Raw genomic sequence first — 15778 nt, 5'->3', positions numbered from 1 at the left:
ATGCTCGTCGACGTCTGCGGGGGACACGTGAGTTCGTTGTACGCGACACAGCCGGGGGAAGCCTGGACCGAGGCCGGGGGCGTCGGGGTCTACCGGCCCCGGTTCTTCGATCCGGGGGAGGATCACTTCGGGCGCATCCGCGCCGAGCACGCGTTCCAGTCGCTGACGGAGTCCACCAAGGCCGGTACGGCGCACCGCACCGGGATCTACCTCACGCCCGTCACCCGCGAGGGGGACGCGCTGCACTTCCGGCTGCTCCGGTGCTCCACGAACCTCTCGGGGCCGACCGAGAACTTCCGCGCGACCGACACGGAGATCGTCGACGCGCTGAACCGGGAGGCGGCCACGCTCTTCCGGGACCACGCGCCGCTGAACCATGTGCTGGCGCAGACGTACCACAACACCCGCGCCACCACGGAGCGGAAGCAGACCAAGGCCCGGATCTCGTCGCACGCCGACAAGACCAAGGACATGCCCCGCAACGGCATCATGGCCTTCTGCACCTTCTACGACGGGCTCGACGGGCTGAGCCCCATGGCCGACGACCCCTGTGACTACGGCGTGGGGCGCGCCAGCGCGCTGACCCGGCTGCGCTTCCGGCTCAAGGACCCGGCCGCCGAACGCGACGACCGGCCCGCGCAGTTCACGCTGACGCTCCATCCCGGGTCCGTCTTCTTCATGCCGCTGTCCACCAACCGCCTGTACACGCACGAGGTCCGGCCCTCCACGCTGAACGCCGAGCATCTGCCGACCCGGCTGGGATACGTGGTGCGCTGTTCGGGCACCGAGGCCGTGCACCGCGACGGGCGTACGTACCTCAAGGGCGCCGAGGGACCGGTGGAGCTGGAGCAGCCCACCGAGGCGGGCATGGCGGAGCTGCGCGGGCTGTACGCCGAGGAGAACCGGTCCACCTCGTTCATCGAGTACGGCGACCGGTTCCGCTTCAGCATGAACGCGGGGGACTACCGTGCTCCCCGGCTCTGAGGACATCGTCCGGTGCTCGCTGCCCGCGGAGGAGGGCCTCTTCGCGGAGCTCTGCGCGGCGACGCCCATGGAGGACGCCGGAAAGGGCCGGAAGGGCGCCGTGCTCACCAGGCCGGACGCGGCGGGCGGCGTGCCGCTCGTCCGGACGACCACGCGGTACGCGCGTCCCGCGCTGCGCTTCCGGGGCGTGCACGAACGGCTGGCCCGGGAGGTGCGCGAGCGCGCGGGGCTCCCGGCCGCCTTCGACAACGCGCTGGCCGAGCGCTACACGAGCGCGTACACGACGATGGGCCGCCACTGCGACCAGGCGCTCGACCTGGCCGACGACGCGTACATCGCGGTCTTCTCCTGCTACCGGGACCCGGAGGCGGACCCGCGACGGAAGCTGGTCTTCGAGTCGAAGGAGCGGCCGGACGCCGGGACGCTGGAGATCCCGCTCGTCCACAACGGCGTGGTCGCCTTCTCCGTGGCGGCCAACCGGCGCCTGAGGCACCGGATCCTCGCGGACCCGGCGGGCAGGTCCGGGGACAACGAGTGGCTGGGCCTCACGTTCCGGACGTCGAAGACCATCCTCCGCTTCCGCGAGGGGGTCCCGTACCTCCCGCAGGGCGTCCCGCTCACGCTCGCGGACGAGGAGCAGGCGCGGGCGTTCTACCGGCTGCGGCGCCGCGAGAACGACGAGACGGACTTCGCGTACCCCGCGCTGGGCCACACCGTCAGCGCGAGCGATCTGCTGCCGCCGGTCTGAGCCCGGATGCGGCGGTGCCCCCGGCCCCGGAGCGTTCCGGGACCGGGGGCACCGCCCACGACGGGCAGGTCAGCCCTGGCCGCCCACGTGGTGGACGCGGACCATGTTGGTGGTGCCGGGCACACCGGGGGGCGAGCCGGCCGTGATGACCATCGTGTCGCCCTCGTTGTAGCGGCCGAGCTTCAGCAGCTCCGAGTCGACCAGGTCCACCATCGCGTCCGTGTTGTCCACGTGCGGGACGACGTGCGCCTCGACGCCCCAGCTGAGGGCCAGCTGATTGCGGGTGGCCTCGTCCGTGGTGAAGGCCAGGATCGGCTGGGCGGCGCGGTAGCGGGACAGCCGGCGGGCGGTGTCACCGGACTTGGTGAAGGCGACCAGCGCCTCGCCGCCCAGGAAGTCCGCGATCTCGCAGGCCGCGCGGGCCACCGAACCGCCCTGGGTACGGGGCTTCTTGCCCGGCACCAGCGGCTGGAGGCCCTTGGAGAGCAGCTCCTCCTCGGCGGCGACCACGATCTTCGACATGGTCTTGACGGTCTCGATCGGGTAGGCGCCGACCGAGGACTCCGCGGAGAGCATGACCGCGTCCGCGCCGTCCAGGATCGCGTTGGCGACGTCGGACGCCTCGGCGCGGGTCGGGCGGGAGTTGGTGATCATCGACTCCATCATCTGGGTCGCCACGACCACCGGCTTGGCGTTGCGCCGGCACAGCTCCACCAGGCGCTTCTGCACCATCGGGACCTTCTCCAGCGGATATTCGACGGCGAGGTCGCCGCGGGCGACCATCACACCGTCGAACGCCATGACGATGCCCTCCATGTGCTCGACGGCCTGCGGCTTCTCCACCTTGGCGATGACGGGGACCCGGCGGCCCTCCTCGTCCATCACCTTGTGGACGTCCTTGATGTCGTTGGCGTCCCGGACGAAGGAGAGCGCGACCAGGTCGGCGCCCATGCGGAGCGCGAAGCGCAGGTCCTCGACGTCCTTCTCGGACAGGGCCGGGACGTTGACCGCGGCACCCGGCAGGTTGATCCCCTTGTGGTCGGAGATCACCCCGCCCTCGATGACGATGGTGTGGACCCGGGGGCCTTCCACGGAGACGACCTTGAGCTCGACGTTGCCGTCGTTGATCAGGATCGGGTCGCCCTTGGCGACGTCACCGGGCAGACCCTTGTAGGTCGTGCCGCAGATCGACTTGTCCCCGGGGACGTCCTCGGCGGTGATGACGAACTCGTCCCCGCGGACCAGCTCGACCGGACCCTCGGCGAACTTCGCCAGGCGGATCTTCGGGCCCTGGAGGTCGGCGAGCACGCCGACCGCCCGCCCGGTCTCGGCGGCGGCCTTGCGGACCCGGTCGTAACGACCCTGGTGTTCCGCGTGGGAGCCGTGACTGAAGTTGAAACGGGCCACGCTCATGCCGGCCTCGATCAGAGCGACGAGCTGCTCGTGGGAGTCGACGGCGGGGCCGAGGGTGCAGACGATTTTGGAACGGCGCATGAGGCGGATCCTATCGGTTTGTTTCGCTGCGGAATATTCCGGCTGGTGGAAGATACAAAAGGGCGGGGGCCCGCTCAGTTGTCGACCAGTGCGAAGGTCTGGGTGGCGATCTCCAGTTCCTCGTCGGTCGGCACCACGGCGACCGCCACCCGTGCGTAATCCGGCGAGATCAGCCGCGGCACGCCGGACCGTACGGCGTTGAGATCCGCGTCCACCGCGAGGCCCAGCTCCTCCAGACCGGCGATGGCAGCCTCCCGTACCGGGGCGGAGTTCTCGCCCACCCCCGCCGTGAAGACCACGGCGTCCACCCGGCCGAGGACCGCCGAATAGGCGCCGATGTACTTCTTCAGCCGGTGGACGTAGATGTCGAAGGCGAGCGCGGCACGCTCGTCGCCCTCGTCCACCCGGCGCCGGATCTCCCGCATGTCGTTGTCACCGCACAGCCCCACCAGGCCGCTCTTCTTGTTGAGCAGGACGTCGATCTCGTCCGCCGACATCCCCGCCACCCGCTTCAGATGGAAGGTGACGGCCGGATCGATGTCCCCGGACCGGGTACCCATCACCAGCCCCTCCAAGGGGGTCAGCCCCATCGACGTCTCCACGCACCGCCCGCCCGCGACCGCCGACGCGGACGCCCCGTTGCCCAGGTGCAGCACGATGACGTTGACGTCCGCCGGCTCCTTGCCCAGCAGCTCGGCCGCCTTGCGGGAGACGTACGCGTGCGAGGTGCCGTGGAAGCCGTAGCGGCGGATGCGGTGGGCGTCGGCCGTCTCCACGTCGATCGCGTACCGCGCCGCGTACTCCGGCATCGTCGTGTGGAACGCCGTGTCGAACACCGCCACCTGCGGCAGGTCCGGGCGCAGCGCCTGGGCGGTGCGGATGCCCGTGATGTTGGCCGGGTTGTGCAGCGGCGCCACGGGGACCAGGCGCTCGATCTCCTTCAGGACCTCGTCGGTGATCACGGTCGGCTCGGTGAACCGGAGCCCGCCGTGCACCACCCGGTGCCCGATCGCCGCCAGCTCGGGGGAGTCCAGGCCGAGCCCGTCGGCGGCCAGCTCCTCGGCCGCCGCCTTCAGCGCCTCGTCGTGGTCGGCGATCCGGCCCTCGCGCTCCCGGGGCCCGCCGCCCCCGGCCAGCGGGGTGTGGACGAGCCGGGAGGTCTCCTCGCCGATCCGCTCGACCAGACCGGACGCCAGCCGGGAGCGGTCGGCCATGTCGAGCAGCTGGTACTTCACGGACGACGAGCCGGAGTTGAGCACGAGCACCCGGCCCGGCTTCCGGCTCGCCGCCGCGTCTTCGGTGTTCGGGGTGGTCATGCGGGTCACTCCTCGCCCTGGGCCTGGATCGCCGTGATGGCCACGGTATTCACGATGTCCTGCACGAGCGCGCCCCGGGACAGGTCGTTGACCGGCTTGCGCAGCCCCTGGAGGACCGGGCCGACCGCCACCGCGCCCGCCGAGCGCTGCACGGCCTTGTAGGTGTTGTTGCCGGTGTTGAGGTCCGGGAAGATCAGGACCGTCGCGCGCCCGGCCACCTCCGACTCCGGCAGCTTGGTCGCGGCCACGCTCGGCTCGACCGCCGCGTCGTACTGGATGGGGCCCTCGATCCTCAGGTCCGGGCGGCTCCCGCGCACCCGGTCCGTCGCCTCGCGCACCTTGTCGACGTCGGCGCCGGTGCCCGAGGTCCCGGTCGAGTACGACAGCATCGCGATCCGGGGGTCGACGCCGAAGCGGGCGGCCGTGGCGGCGGACTGCACCGCGATGTCCGCGAGCTGCTCGGCGTCCGGGTCCGGGTTGACCGCGCAGTCGCCGTACACCAGCACCCTGTCGGCGAGGCACATGAAGAAGACCGAGGACACGATGGAGGCATCGGGCTTCGTCTTGATGATCTCGAAGGCGGGCCGGATCGTCGCCGCCGTGGAGTGCACCGCCCCGGAGACCATCCCGTCGGCCAGGCCCTCCTGCACCATCAGGGTGCCGAAGTAGTTGACGTCCGAGACCACGTCGTACGCCAGCTCGACCGTCACCCCGCGGTGCGCCCGCAGCTGTGCGTACCGCTCGGCGAACGACTGGCGCAGCTCCGAGGCCTGCGGGTCGATGAGCTGGGTCCCGGCCAGGTCGATGCCGAGGTCGGCGGCCTTCTTGCGGATGACGTCCGGGTCGCCGAGCAGCGTGAGGTCGCAGACGTCCCGGCGCATCAGCACATCGGCCGCGCGCAGCACGCGTTCCTCGGTGCCCTCCGGCAGCACCACCCGGCGCCGGTCCGCGCGCGCCTGCTCCAGCAGCTCGTGCTCGAACATCATCGGCGTGACCCGGCCGCTGCGGGCGACCGAGACCCGGTCGAGGAGGGCGGCGGTGTCGACATGGCGCTCGAAGAGGCCGAGCGCGGTCTCCGCCTTGCGCGGGGTCGCCGCGTTGAGCCTGCCCTCCAGGGCGAAGAGCTCCGCGGCGGTGGGGAAGGAGCCGCCGGCCACCGAGACGACCGGGGTGCCCGGTGCGAGCCGCGCGGCCAGCGTGAGTATCTCCTCGCCCGGCCGCTCGTCCAGGGTCAGCAGCACCCCGGCGATCGGCGGCGTCCCGGCGCTGTGCGCGGCGAGCGAGCCGACCACCAGGTCCGCGCGGTCCCCGGGCGTCACCACCATGCAGCCCGGGGTCAGCGCCTTCAGCAGATTCGGGAGCATCGCCCCGCCGAAGACGAAGTCCAGCGCGTCCCGGGCGAGCCCGGAGTCGTCGCCGAGCAGCACCGTGCCGTCCAGGGCCGCGGTGATCTGGGCGACCGTCGGCGCCGAGAGGGCCGGCTCGTCCGGCAGCACCGAGCAGGGGACCGGCAGGGTCGCGGTGAGGCGTTCCGCGACGACGTCCCGGTCGGCGGGGGCCACCCGGTTCACGATCATCGCGAGCACGTCGCAGCCCAGGCCCGAGTACGCCCGGTACGCGTTGCGGGTCTCGGCGCGCACCGACTCCGCGTTCTGGTCCTTGCCGCCGACCACCGCGATCACCGAGGCGCCGAACTCGTTGGCCAGCCGGGCGTTGAGCGCCAGCTCGTCCGGGAGCTGGGTCGCGGCGAAGTCGGTGCCGAGGACGAGGACCACCTCGTAGTCGACGGCCACCCGGTGGAAGCGCTCGACCAGCCGGGAGACGAGTTCGTCGGTGCCCTGTTCGGCCTGGATCGCCGACGCCTCGTGGTAGTCCATCCCGTAGACGGTGCCGGGGTCCTGGGAGAGCCGGTAGCGGGCCCGCAGCAACTCGAACAGCCGGTCGGGGTCGTCGTGCACCAGGGGGCGGAACACCCCGACCCGGTCCACCTGGCGGGTCAGCAGCTCCATGACGCCCAGGTCCACGACCTGGCGGCCGTCTCCCCGGTCGATCCCGGTCACGTACACGCTGCGCGTCACGCGTGCTCTCCCGTCGTCTCTGGTCCGGTATGGTGCCCGGTTCGAGTGGTAATCGCCCGTTTGACGATACCCGTGGGGGCGGAGGGGCCGCCCGCCGGACGACTGCCCCGCGAAGGCGTCCGCAGGCCGCCCCGGAGCAGCCGGGAGCGCGAGCCGCGCACCCGGCGTGGGACACTCGTCGTGACTCACGGTACGGGGGAGGCGGAACAAGCCCCCGTTCCGGATGCCAACGGACGGGCCCAGCGAGCAGGAGATACAGCAGGATGCGCATCGGAGTTCTCACCGCAGGCGGCGACTGCCCCGGCCTGAACGCAGTGATCCGTTCGGTCGTCCACCGCGCCGTCGTCGGCCACGGCGACGAGGTCATCGGCTTCGAGGACGGCTTCAAGGGCCTGCTCGACGGCCACTTCCGGCCCCTCGACCTGAACGCGGTCAGCGGCATCCTCGCCCGCGGCGGCACCATCCTCGGCTCGGCCCGCCTGGAGCGCGCCCGGCTGCGCGAGGCCGCCGAGAACTGCGCCGAGCTGAGCCGCCGCTACGGCATGGACGCGCTGATCCCGATCGGCGGCGAGGGCACGCTCACCGCCGCCCGGATGCTCGCGGACGCCGGGATGCCCGTCGTCGGCGTCCCGAAGACCATCGACAACGACATCTCCTCCACCGACCGCACGTTCGGCTTCGACACCGCCGTGGGCGTCGCGACGGAGGCCATAGACCGCCTGAAGACCACCGCCGAGTCCCACCAGCGCGTGATGGTGGTCGAGGTGATGGGCCGCCACGCGGGCTGGATCGCGCTGGAGTCCGGCATGGCCGGCGGCGCCCACGGCATCTGCCTTCCCGAGCGCAAGTTCGAGGTGGACGACCTGGTCAAGATGGTCGAGGAACGCTTCGCGCGCGGCAAGAAGTTCGCCGTCATCTGCGTCGCCGAGGGCGCGCACCCGGCCGAGGGCTCCATGCCGTACGCCAAGGGCGAGATCGACCAGTTCGGGCACGAGCGGTTCCAGGGCATCGGCAACCGGCTGGCCGTCGAGCTGGAGAAGCGGCTCGGCAAGGAGGCCCGCCCGGTCATCCTCGGCCACGTCCAGCGCGGCGGCACACCGACCGCCTACGACCGCGTCCTCGCCACCCGCTTCGGCTGGCACGCGGTGGAGGCCGCGCACCGGGGCGACTTCGGCCGGATGACCGCGCTGCGCGGCAACGACATCGTGATGGTCCCGCTCGCCGAGGCCGTCACCCAGCTCAAGACGGTCCCGCTGGACCGGATGCACGAGGCCGAGTCGGTCTTCTGAGCCCGTGACGGGTCACGCCGGAGGGCCGGCCGCCGCCCAGAAGCGGGGCACGATCCCGGCGAGGAAGGTCCGGCCCTCCTCGCCGGTGCTGCCCGGCCGGTCCGTGCCCGCGCTGCTCCAGCTCAGCGTGGAGACCATCAGCGCCTGGTAGTCGCCGTGCAGCCGCTCCAGGGCCTCCTGGACCCGGGGCCGGTCCAGCGGCGCCACCTTGGCCACCGGCCGGGTGTACGCCTGCCACCGCGTCGTCACCGCGCTGCGCAGCAGGTCCGCCAGCTCCTCCTCGCGCCCCGTCGCCGTCACGAAATCCGCAGGCGTCAGGCCCAGCGCCTCGCTCAGCGCGGCGGACTGGCGCTCATTGCCCCGCCAGCGCCCCGACTCCTCCATCCGCAGATACGCGGAGGCGGCCATCCCCACCCGGGCGGCCAGCTCGTCCGGCGACAGCTCCCGGGCGACCCGGTGCTCGCGCAGACTGCGCGCGGCCGTCAGCAGCTCGCCCGGGGCGCACCACAGCACCCCGGCCAGTGCGGTGAGTTCGTACTCCGTGGGGAGCGCGAGCCCGCGCTCCCAGGCGGCCACCGTCTCGGCGGTGATCCGTAGTCCGTACTGAGCGCCGAGGCCGTAGGCGACATGGCCGGGAACCATACCCAGGGCCTCGCGGAGTCTTCGCGCGGCGGGGGCGTTGAAAGGCGGAGAGGGGTGCACGAGGACACCGTAAGGAGCCGGGGGCCCCGCTGACTACGGTGTGTTCACCCGAGAACACACCTCATAGGAAGGTCCTAGGTACAAAAGCCGCACAGCGGGACCGGTCGCCCTGGATCAGCGTCCCTCCGGCCGCCACCGGTAGTGCAGCTCCGGCCGCCCCACCTGCCCGTACTGCGGACTGCGCACCGCCCGCCCCGCCGTCACCAGGTGCTCCAGGTAGCGGCGCGCCGTGATCCGCGAGATGCCCAGCTCCAGACCCGCCGCCGCGGCCGTCAGACCGTCCGGGGCCGCCCGCAGCGCCCCGGTCACCGACTCCAGGGTCGGGCCGCTCAGCCCCTTGGGGAGCCGGGCCGGCTCCGGGGTCCGCAGCGCGGCGAGCGCCCGGTCCACCTCGTCCTGCCCGCTCGCCTCACCGGCCGCCGCCCGGAACTCCGCGTACCGCACGAGCCGGTCCCGCAGCGTGGCGAAGGTGAACGGCTTCAGCACGTACTGCACGACGCCCAGCGAGACCCCCTCCCGGACCACGCCCAGGTCACGGGCCGAGGTCACCGCGATCACGTCCGCCGAGTGCCCCGCCGCCCGCAGCGAACGCAGCAGCTGGAGCCCGTGCCCGTCGGGCAGATAGAGGTCGAGGAGCAGCAGGTCGACCGGGGTGCGCTCCAGCGCGCGCACGGCCTCGGCGCGCGAGTGCGCCACGGCGGCCACGGCGAAGCCCGGCACCCTGCCCACGTACAGCTGATGCGCGTCCGCCGCCACGGGGTCGTCCTCCACGACCAGGACCCGGATCATGCGACGCCCTCCTTCGCCCCGACCGCCAGCGGCAGCCGTACGGTGAACTCCGCGCCCCCGTCGGGCCCCCGCTCCAGCGCCACCGTCCCGCCGCCCCGGTGCGCCGCCTGCCGGACCAGGGCCAGGCCGAGGCCGCGCCCCGCGCCGTGCGTCGACCAGCCGGCCCGGAAGACCGCGGCCGCGTCCGCCGGGTCGACCCCGGCCCCGTTGTCCGCGACCCGCAGCAGCAGTTCGCCCCCGTCGGCGAGCGCGGTGACCGTGACCCGGCCGCGCCGGCCGGGCACGGCCGCCTCCTGGGTCACCGCGTCCACCGCGTTGTCGATCAGGTTGCCGAGGACGGTCACCAGGTCGCGGGCGGCGAGCGACGCGGGCAGGGCGCCGTCGTCTATCAGACTGTCCTCCGCGAGCACCAGCTCCACGCCCCGCTCGTTCGCCTGGGCCGCCTTGCCCAGGAGCAGGGCCGCGAGCACCGGTTCGGCGACCGCGCCCACCACCCGGTCGGTGAGCGCCTGGGCGAGCTCGAGTTCGGCCGTGGCGAAGCCCACCGCCTCGTCCGCCCGGCCCAGCTCGATCAGCGAGACCACGGTGTGCAGCCGGTTCGCCGCCTCGTGCGCCTGGGAGCGCAGGGCCCGCGTGAAACCGCGTTCCGAGTCCAGCTCCCCGGACAGCGCCTGGAGCTCGGTGTGGTCGCGCAGGGTCACCACGGTCCCGCGCCGCTCGCCGCCGACCACCGGACGGGTGTTGACGACGATGACCCGGTCCGCCGTCAGGTGCACCTCGTCCACCCGTTCCTCGGAGGCGAGCAGCGCCCCGGTCAATGGGGCCGGCAGATCGAGGTCGGCGACCCGGCGGCCGACGGCGCCCGGGGCCAGGCCGAGCAGTTCCCGGCCCGCGTCGTTGACCAGGGCGATCCGGCGCTGCCCGTCCAGCATCAGCAGCCCCTCGCGCACCGCGTGCAGGGTCGCCTCGTGGTAGTCGTGCATCCGGCTCAGCTCCGCCGCGTTCATCCCGTGCGTGTGCCGCCGCAGCCTCGCGTTGATCACGTACGTGCCGAGCCCGCCGAGCACCAGGGCCGCGCCGGCCGCCAGCGCCAGGGCGCCCAGCTGCGCCCGCACCTGCGAGGAGACCCGGTCCACCGTGATGCCCGCGCTGACCAGGCCGGTGATCCGGTCGCCGTCGCGGACCGGGGTGACGACCCGGATCGAGGGCCCGAGCGTGCCGGTGTACGTCTCCGAGAAGGTCTCCCCGCGCAGCGCCCGCGCGGTGTGCCCGAGGAAGGTCTCCCCGATGCGGCCGGCGTCCGGGTGCGTCCAGCGGACCCGGTCCGGGCTCATGATCGTGACGAAGGCGATCCCGGTGTCCTTCCGCACCCGCTCCGCGTACGGCTGGAGCGCGGCGGACGGGTCGTCGCTGCGGATCGCCTCCCGGACGGACGGCGATCCGGCCACCGAGAGGGCCACCGCCCGCGCCTGCCGCGCCGCCGTCTCCTCGGCCTGGCCGCGCCCGGAGGCGTACGCGAAGAACGCGCACCCCGCCACCACGGCCGCCACCAGCACCACCTGCCACGCGAACAGCTGGCCGGCCAGGCTGCGCGGTCGGGTACGGGGGAAACGCATGCCCATCAGTGTGCCTGGCCGAAAACGTATGAACGAAATGACCGTAAGGGTGACCGCCGTCACAGCGGGCGGGATAGTCGCCGGGACCCCCGGCACGGGGGTGGGACGACGACGACCCGAGGAGACCCCCGTGGCAGTGAACGCCGCCGAAGCGGAACGCAGCAAGCCGGACCGTACGAAGTATCTGTATCTCGCCGTGATCGTGGCCGTGGGCCTCGGCATCCTCGTGGGCTTCGTCGCCCCCGACGCCGCCGTCGAGCTCAAGCCCATCGGCACCGGGTTCGTGAACCTCATCAAGATGATGATCTCGCCGATCATCTTCTGCACGATCGTCCTGGGCGTCGGCTCGGTCCGCAAGGCCGCCAAGGTCGGCGCCGTCGGCGGCCTCGCCCTCGGCTACTTCCTGGTCATGTCCACGGTCGCCCTGGCCATCGGCCTGATCGTCGGCAACATCCTGGAACCCGGCTCCGGGCTCCACATCACCGAAGCGGTCCGGGCCGCCGGTGAGAAGCAGGCCGAGGGGGCCGGCGAGTCCACCACGGACTTCCTGCTCGGCATCATCCCGACGACGCTGGTCTCCGCCTTCACCGAGGGCGAGGTCCTCCAGACCCTGCTGATCGCCCTGCTCGCGGGCTTCGCCCTCCAGGCCCTGGGCTCGGCCGGGGAGCCGGTGCTGCGCGGCATCGGACACATCCAGCGCCTCGTCTTCCGCATCCTCGCCATGATCATGTGGGCGGCGCCCGTCGGCGCGTTCGGCGCGATGGCCGCGGTGGTCGGCGAGACCGGAGTGGACGCCCTGAAGTCCCTCGCGGTCATCATGATCGGCTTCTACGTCACCTGCGCGCTCTTCGTCTTCGTGGTGCTCGGCGCGATCCTGCGCCTGGTCGCGGGTCTCAACATCTTCAAGCTGCTGGGGTACCTCAGCCGCGAGTTCCTGCTGATCCTGTCCACCTCCTCCTCGGAGTCGGCGCTGCCCCGGCTGATCGCGAAGATGGAGCACCTGGGCGTCAGCAAGCCCGTCGTCGGCATCACCGTCCCGACCGGCTACTCCTTCAACCTGGACGGCACCGCGATCTACCTCACGATGGCCTCGCTGTTCATCGCCAACGCGACGGGCGACCCGCTGAGCATCGGCGAGCAGATCTCCCTGCTGGTCTTCATGGTCATCGCCTCCAAGGGCGCGGCGGGCGTCACCGGCGCCGGCCTCGCCACCCTCGCCGGCGGCCTCCAGTCGCACCGCCCCGAGCTGGTCGACGGCGTCGGCCTGATCGTCGGCATCGACCGCTTCATGAGCGAGGCCCGCGCCCTGACCAACTTCGCGGGCAACGCGGTCGCCACCGTCCTCGTCGGCACCTGGACCAAGGAGATCGACCGCGAGCGGGTCGGCCAGGTCCTCTCCGGCGCGATCCCCTTCGACGAGAAGATGCTCAGCGACGAGGGCCCGGCCGAGCCGTACGTCCCCGAGGCCCGCGACGGCGGCGAGGACCGGCCCTCGCTCAGCAAGGTCTGACGCCCTTGCCTTGACGTCGGCGTCAAGGATTACGGTCGCGGTATGCGAATCGGGGAGCTGGCCGAACGGGCCGGGACGACGACGCGGACGCTGCGCTACTACGAGTCGCGCGGGCTGCTGCCCGCGCGGCGCGCGGGGAACGGCTACCGCACGTACGACGAGAGCGACCTCAGGCTGATCCGGCAGATCCGGACCCTCCAGGACTTCGGGTTCGACCTGGAGGAGACCCGGCCCTTCGTGGAGTGCCTGCGCGCCGGGCACCCCGCCGGGGACGCCTGCCCCGCCTCGCTCGCCGTCTACCGGCGCAAGCTCGGCGAGCTCGACCGGCTCATCGAGCAGCTGCAGGCCGTCCGCACGGAGGTGGGCACCCAGCTGGCCCGCGCCGAGCTGGAGGCGTCCGCCGAACTGCCCGGCGGCCCCGAACCACGCTGCGAACTGGGAGGATGACAGATGATCCACGTAACGGGCGTCGACGAGCTCACCGACGAGACCTTCGACGCCGAGGTGCTGGGGGAGACCCGGCCCGTCCTGGTGGAGTTCACCGCCGACTGGTGCGGCCCCTGCCGCCAGCTCGCCCCGGTCCTGGGCGCCATCGCCGAGGAGGAGCGCGAACGGCTCCGCGTCGTCCAGATCGACGTCGACCGCAACCCGGGGACCAGCACCCGGTACGGCGTCCTCTCGATGCCCACCCTGATGGTGTTCCGGAACGGCGAACCGGTGAAGTCCATGGTCGGCGCCCGCCCCAAGCGGCGGCTCCTCCAGGAGCTGGAGGACGTGCTCTGAACCGCCCGAGGGGGGGCGGGGCCACCGCGGCCCCGCCCCCCTCGCCGCGTCACCGCGTCACGCCGGCTTGAACCACACCGTCGCCAGCGGCGGCAGCGTCAGCGACACGCTCGACGGCCTGCCGTGCGACGGCACGTCCTCCGGCTTCAGCGGCTCCTCGTTGACCACCCCGCCGCCCCCGTACCGGGCCGCGTCCGTGTTCAGGACCTCCGCCCACAGCCGGGGGCCCTCCGGCACCCCGAGCCGGTAGTCGTGCCGGACCACCGGCGAGAAGTTGGAGACCGCCAGCAGCGGCGCGCCCTTCGCGTCGTGGCGCAGGAAGGCGAACACGTTGTCCTCCGCGGCGCCCCCGTCCACCCAGGCGAAGCCCTCCGGACGGGTGTCGCGCTGCCAGAGCGCGGGCGTCGCCCCGTACACCCGGTTGAGGTCGCCCACCAGGTCCCGCACCCCGCGGTGGTCGCCGGCCGCCTCGTACGACGGGTCCAGCAGCCACCAGTCCGGGCCGTGGCCTTCCGACCACTCCGCGCCCTGCGCGAACTCCTGGCCCATGAACAGCAGTTGCTTGCCCGGATGGGCCCACATGAAGCCCAGGTAGGCGCGGTGGTTGGCGCGCTGCTGCCACCAGTCGCCGGGCATCTTGGAGACCAGCGCCTGCTTGCCGTGCACCACCTCGTCGTGCGAGATCGGCAGCACGTAGTTCTCGCTGTACGCGTATACCATCGAGAACGTCATCTCGTTGTGGTGGTACTTGCGGTGCACCGGCTCCTTGGAGACGTACACCAGCGAGTCGTGCATCCAGCCCATGTTCCACTTCAGCCCGAAGCCGAGCCCGCCGTGGTCGGTGGCCCGGGTCACGCCGTCCCAGGCCGTCGACTCCTCGGCGATGGTGACCACGCCCGGATTGCGCCGGTAGACCGTGGCGTTCATCTCCTGGAGGAAGGCGACCGCGTCCAGGTTCTCCCGCCCGCCGAACTCGTTGGGCGACCACTGGCCGTCCTCGCGCGAGTAGTCGAGGTAGAGCATCGAGGCGACCGCGTCCACCCGCAGCCCGTCGATGTGGAACTGCTCGCACCAGTACGTGGCGTTGGCGACCAGGAAGTTGCGGACCTCGGTGCGCCCGTAGTCGAACTCCAGCGTCCCCCAGTCCGGGTGCGCGGCCCGCCTCGGGTCCTCGTGCTCGTACAGCGGCCGGCCGTCGAACTCCGCGAGGGCCCAGTCGTCGCGCGGGAAGTGCGCCGGCACCCAGTCCATGATCACGCCGATCCCGGCCCGGTGCAGCGCGTCCACCAGGAAGCGGAAGTCGTCCGGCGAGCCCATCCGGGAGGTCGGCGCGTAGAACCCGGTGACCTGGTAGCCCCAGGAGCCGCCGAAGGGGTGCTCCGACACCGGCATCAGCTCGACGTGCGTGAAGCCCAGCTCCTTGACGTACGCGGGCAGCTGCTCCGCCAGCTGCCGGTACGAGAGACCGGGCCGCCAGGACGGCAGGTGCACCTCGTACACCGAGAACGGCGCCTCGTGCACCGGCACGTTCCCGCGGTTCGCCATCCACTCCTGGTCCTGCCACTCGTGGTGCGCGGCCGTCACCACCGAGGCGGTGGCGGGCGGCACCTCGGTGTGCCGGGCCATCGGGTCCGAGCGCATCGTGTGCGAACCGTCGGGGCGGCAGATGTCGAACTTGTACAGCGCCCCCTCCCCGGTCCCCGGCAGGAACAGCTCCCACACCCCGGACGAGCCCAGCGACCGCATCGGGTGGCCCGTGCCGTCCCAGTAGTTGAAGTCACCGCACACCCGCACGCCCCGGGCGTTCGGCGCCCACACCGTGAACCGCGTCCCGGCGACCCCCTGGTGCTCCATCGGCCGCGCCCCGAGCGCGGTCCACAGCTCCTCGTGCCGCCCCTCCCGGATCAGGTGCAGATCCAGCTCCCCGAGCGCGGGCAGGAAGCGGTACGGGTCGTGGACCTCGATCTCGTTGTCCTCGTACGCCACCAGCAGCCGGTACTCCGGCACCGAGGGCAGCGGCAGCACCCCGGAGAACAGCCCGTCCCCGTCGCTGTGCAGGGGCGCCCGCAGCCCCTTCGCGAGCACGGTGACGGACTGGGCGAACGGGCGCAGCACCCGGATCTCCACCCCGTCGTCCACCTGGTGCGCACCGAGCAGGTCGTGCGGGGCGTGGTGCTCGCCGGCCAGCAGCCGGCCCCGGTCGGCGTCGTGCAGCGGGGCGGCCGGGCGCAGTTCCTGACTTCCGGCGCTGCGGGGGCGCGGCGGGGCCGCGGGCTTCTTCGCGCGCTTGGCCGGGGCGGCGGCCCCCGTCGCGGGGGTCTTCTTCGGGGCCCGCTTCTTCGCGGGCGGCGTGGCCTGCGGTGAGGAGAGGGTGGCGGCGATGGGTTCCTCGGCGAGCGGGAGCTCGGCGGCGGGCGCGGCGGAGACGGCGGGCGCGGACTTGCGGGACGGCTTGCGGGCGGTCACAGG

General features: G+C 72.4%; 13 protein-coding genes. 6 read left to right on the top strand and 7 right to left on the bottom strand.

Annotated elements, in window-relative coordinates; all coding sequences use genetic code 11:
* The first annotated feature begins 36 nt into the window (after positions 1 to 36).
* Together ACZ6C6_RS10370 and ACZ6C6_RS10365 are read left to right on the top strand one after the other, a co-directional pair.
* Complete coding sequence (locus tag ACZ6C6_RS10370) at positions 37 to 984, top strand: hypothetical protein (protein WP_469201833.1); 948 nt, start codon at positions 37 to 39, stop codon at positions 982 to 984.
* The gene (locus ACZ6C6_RS10365; RefSeq protein WP_469201163.1) at positions 968 to 1732 is read left to right on the top strand and encodes a hypothetical protein; all 765 of its coding nucleotides are present in this window, start codon (positions 968 to 970) and stop codon (positions 1730 to 1732) included. Before ACZ6C6_RS10370 ends, ACZ6C6_RS10365 begins: the two co-directional genes overlap by 17 nt.
* 69 nt (positions 1733 to 1801) lie before the next feature.
* On the opposite strand, the gene pyk is transcribed toward ACZ6C6_RS10365, so the two are convergent.
* The 3 genes from pyk to pta all read right to left on the bottom strand — a co-directional run bounded on the left by pyk (position 1802) and on the right by pta (position 6620).
* Complete coding sequence (gene pyk, locus ACZ6C6_RS10360; RefSeq protein WP_469201161.1) at positions 1802 to 3226, bottom strand: pyruvate kinase; 1425 nt, start codon at positions 3224 to 3226, stop codon at positions 1802 to 1804.
* Between the two features lie 74 nt (positions 3227 to 3300).
* On the bottom strand, positions 3301 to 4542 hold the full coding sequence (locus ACZ6C6_RS10355; RefSeq protein ID WP_469201160.1) for an acetate kinase: 1242 nt from the start codon (positions 4540 to 4542) through the stop codon (positions 3301 to 3303).
* A 5-nt stretch (positions 4543 to 4547) separates the two neighbouring features.
* Positions 4548 to 6620 carry a phosphate acetyltransferase gene (gene pta, locus ACZ6C6_RS10350; protein WP_469201159.1) on the bottom strand — a complete coding sequence of 691 codons (2073 nt, stop codon included), beginning with the start codon at positions 6618 to 6620 and terminating at the stop codon, positions 4548 to 4550.
* A gap of 263 nt (positions 6621 to 6883) precedes the next feature.
* Between pta and ACZ6C6_RS10345 the strand changes: the two genes are divergently transcribed.
* Positions 6884 to 7909, top strand: a complete 1026-nt coding sequence (locus tag ACZ6C6_RS10345; RefSeq protein ID WP_265541004.1) for an ATP-dependent 6-phosphofructokinase — start codon at positions 6884 to 6886, stop codon at positions 7907 to 7909.
* 12 nt (positions 7910 to 7921) lie between these two features.
* Here the strand turns inward: ACZ6C6_RS10345 and ACZ6C6_RS10340 are convergent, their stop codons facing one another.
* From ACZ6C6_RS10340 to ACZ6C6_RS10330, 3 genes are all read right to left on the bottom strand, one after another.
* Positions 7922 to 8551, bottom strand: coding sequence for a helix-turn-helix domain-containing protein (locus ACZ6C6_RS10340; RefSeq protein WP_469201157.1), 630 nt, complete (start codon positions 8549 to 8551; stop codon positions 7922 to 7924).
* A 174-nt stretch (positions 8552 to 8725) separates the two neighbouring features.
* Positions 8726 to 9400 carry a response regulator gene (locus ACZ6C6_RS10335; RefSeq protein WP_469201155.1) on the bottom strand — a complete coding sequence of 225 codons (675 nt, stop codon included), beginning with the start codon at positions 9398 to 9400 and terminating at the stop codon, positions 8726 to 8728.
* A complete protein-coding gene (locus ACZ6C6_RS10330) occupies positions 9397 to 11016 on the bottom strand; it encodes a sensor histidine kinase (protein WP_469201153.1) in 1620 nt (539 codons plus the stop codon). Before ACZ6C6_RS10330 ends, ACZ6C6_RS10335 begins: the two co-directional genes overlap by 4 nt.
* 136 nt (positions 11017 to 11152) lie before the next feature.
* On the opposite strand from ACZ6C6_RS10330, the gene ACZ6C6_RS10325 reads away from it, so the two are divergent.
* The 3 genes from ACZ6C6_RS10325 to trxA are packed head-to-tail and all read left to right on the top strand — an operon-like array spanning position 11153 to position 13309.
* Positions 11153 to 12526 (top strand): cation:dicarboxylate symporter family transporter, encoded by a 1374-nt coding sequence (locus ACZ6C6_RS10325; protein ID WP_469201831.1) that lies wholly within the window; start codon positions 11153 to 11155, stop codon positions 12524 to 12526.
* 42 nt (positions 12527 to 12568) lie between these two features.
* On the top strand, positions 12569 to 12973 hold the full coding sequence (locus ACZ6C6_RS10320; protein WP_469201151.1) for a MerR family transcriptional regulator: 405 nt from the start codon (positions 12569 to 12571) through the stop codon (positions 12971 to 12973).
* A gap of 3 nt (positions 12974 to 12976) precedes the next feature.
* Entirely contained in the window at positions 12977 to 13309 is a 333-nt protein-coding gene (trxA, locus tag ACZ6C6_RS10315) for a thioredoxin (RefSeq protein ID WP_469201148.1), read from the top strand.
* A gap of 57 nt (positions 13310 to 13366) precedes the next feature.
* Here trxA and glgB read toward each other — a convergent pair whose 3' ends face one another.
* A complete protein-coding gene (glgB, locus tag ACZ6C6_RS10310; RefSeq protein ID WP_469201146.1) occupies positions 13367 to 15775 on the bottom strand; it encodes a 1,4-alpha-glucan branching enzyme in 2409 nt (802 codons plus the stop codon).
* Positions 15776 to 15778: the final 3 nt, after the last annotated feature.

The organism is Streptomyces sp. NPDC041814, from assembly GCF_055590565.1.
Note: the sequence above shows the minus strand (reverse complement) of the source record. Positions and strands in the feature narration are given on the sequence as shown.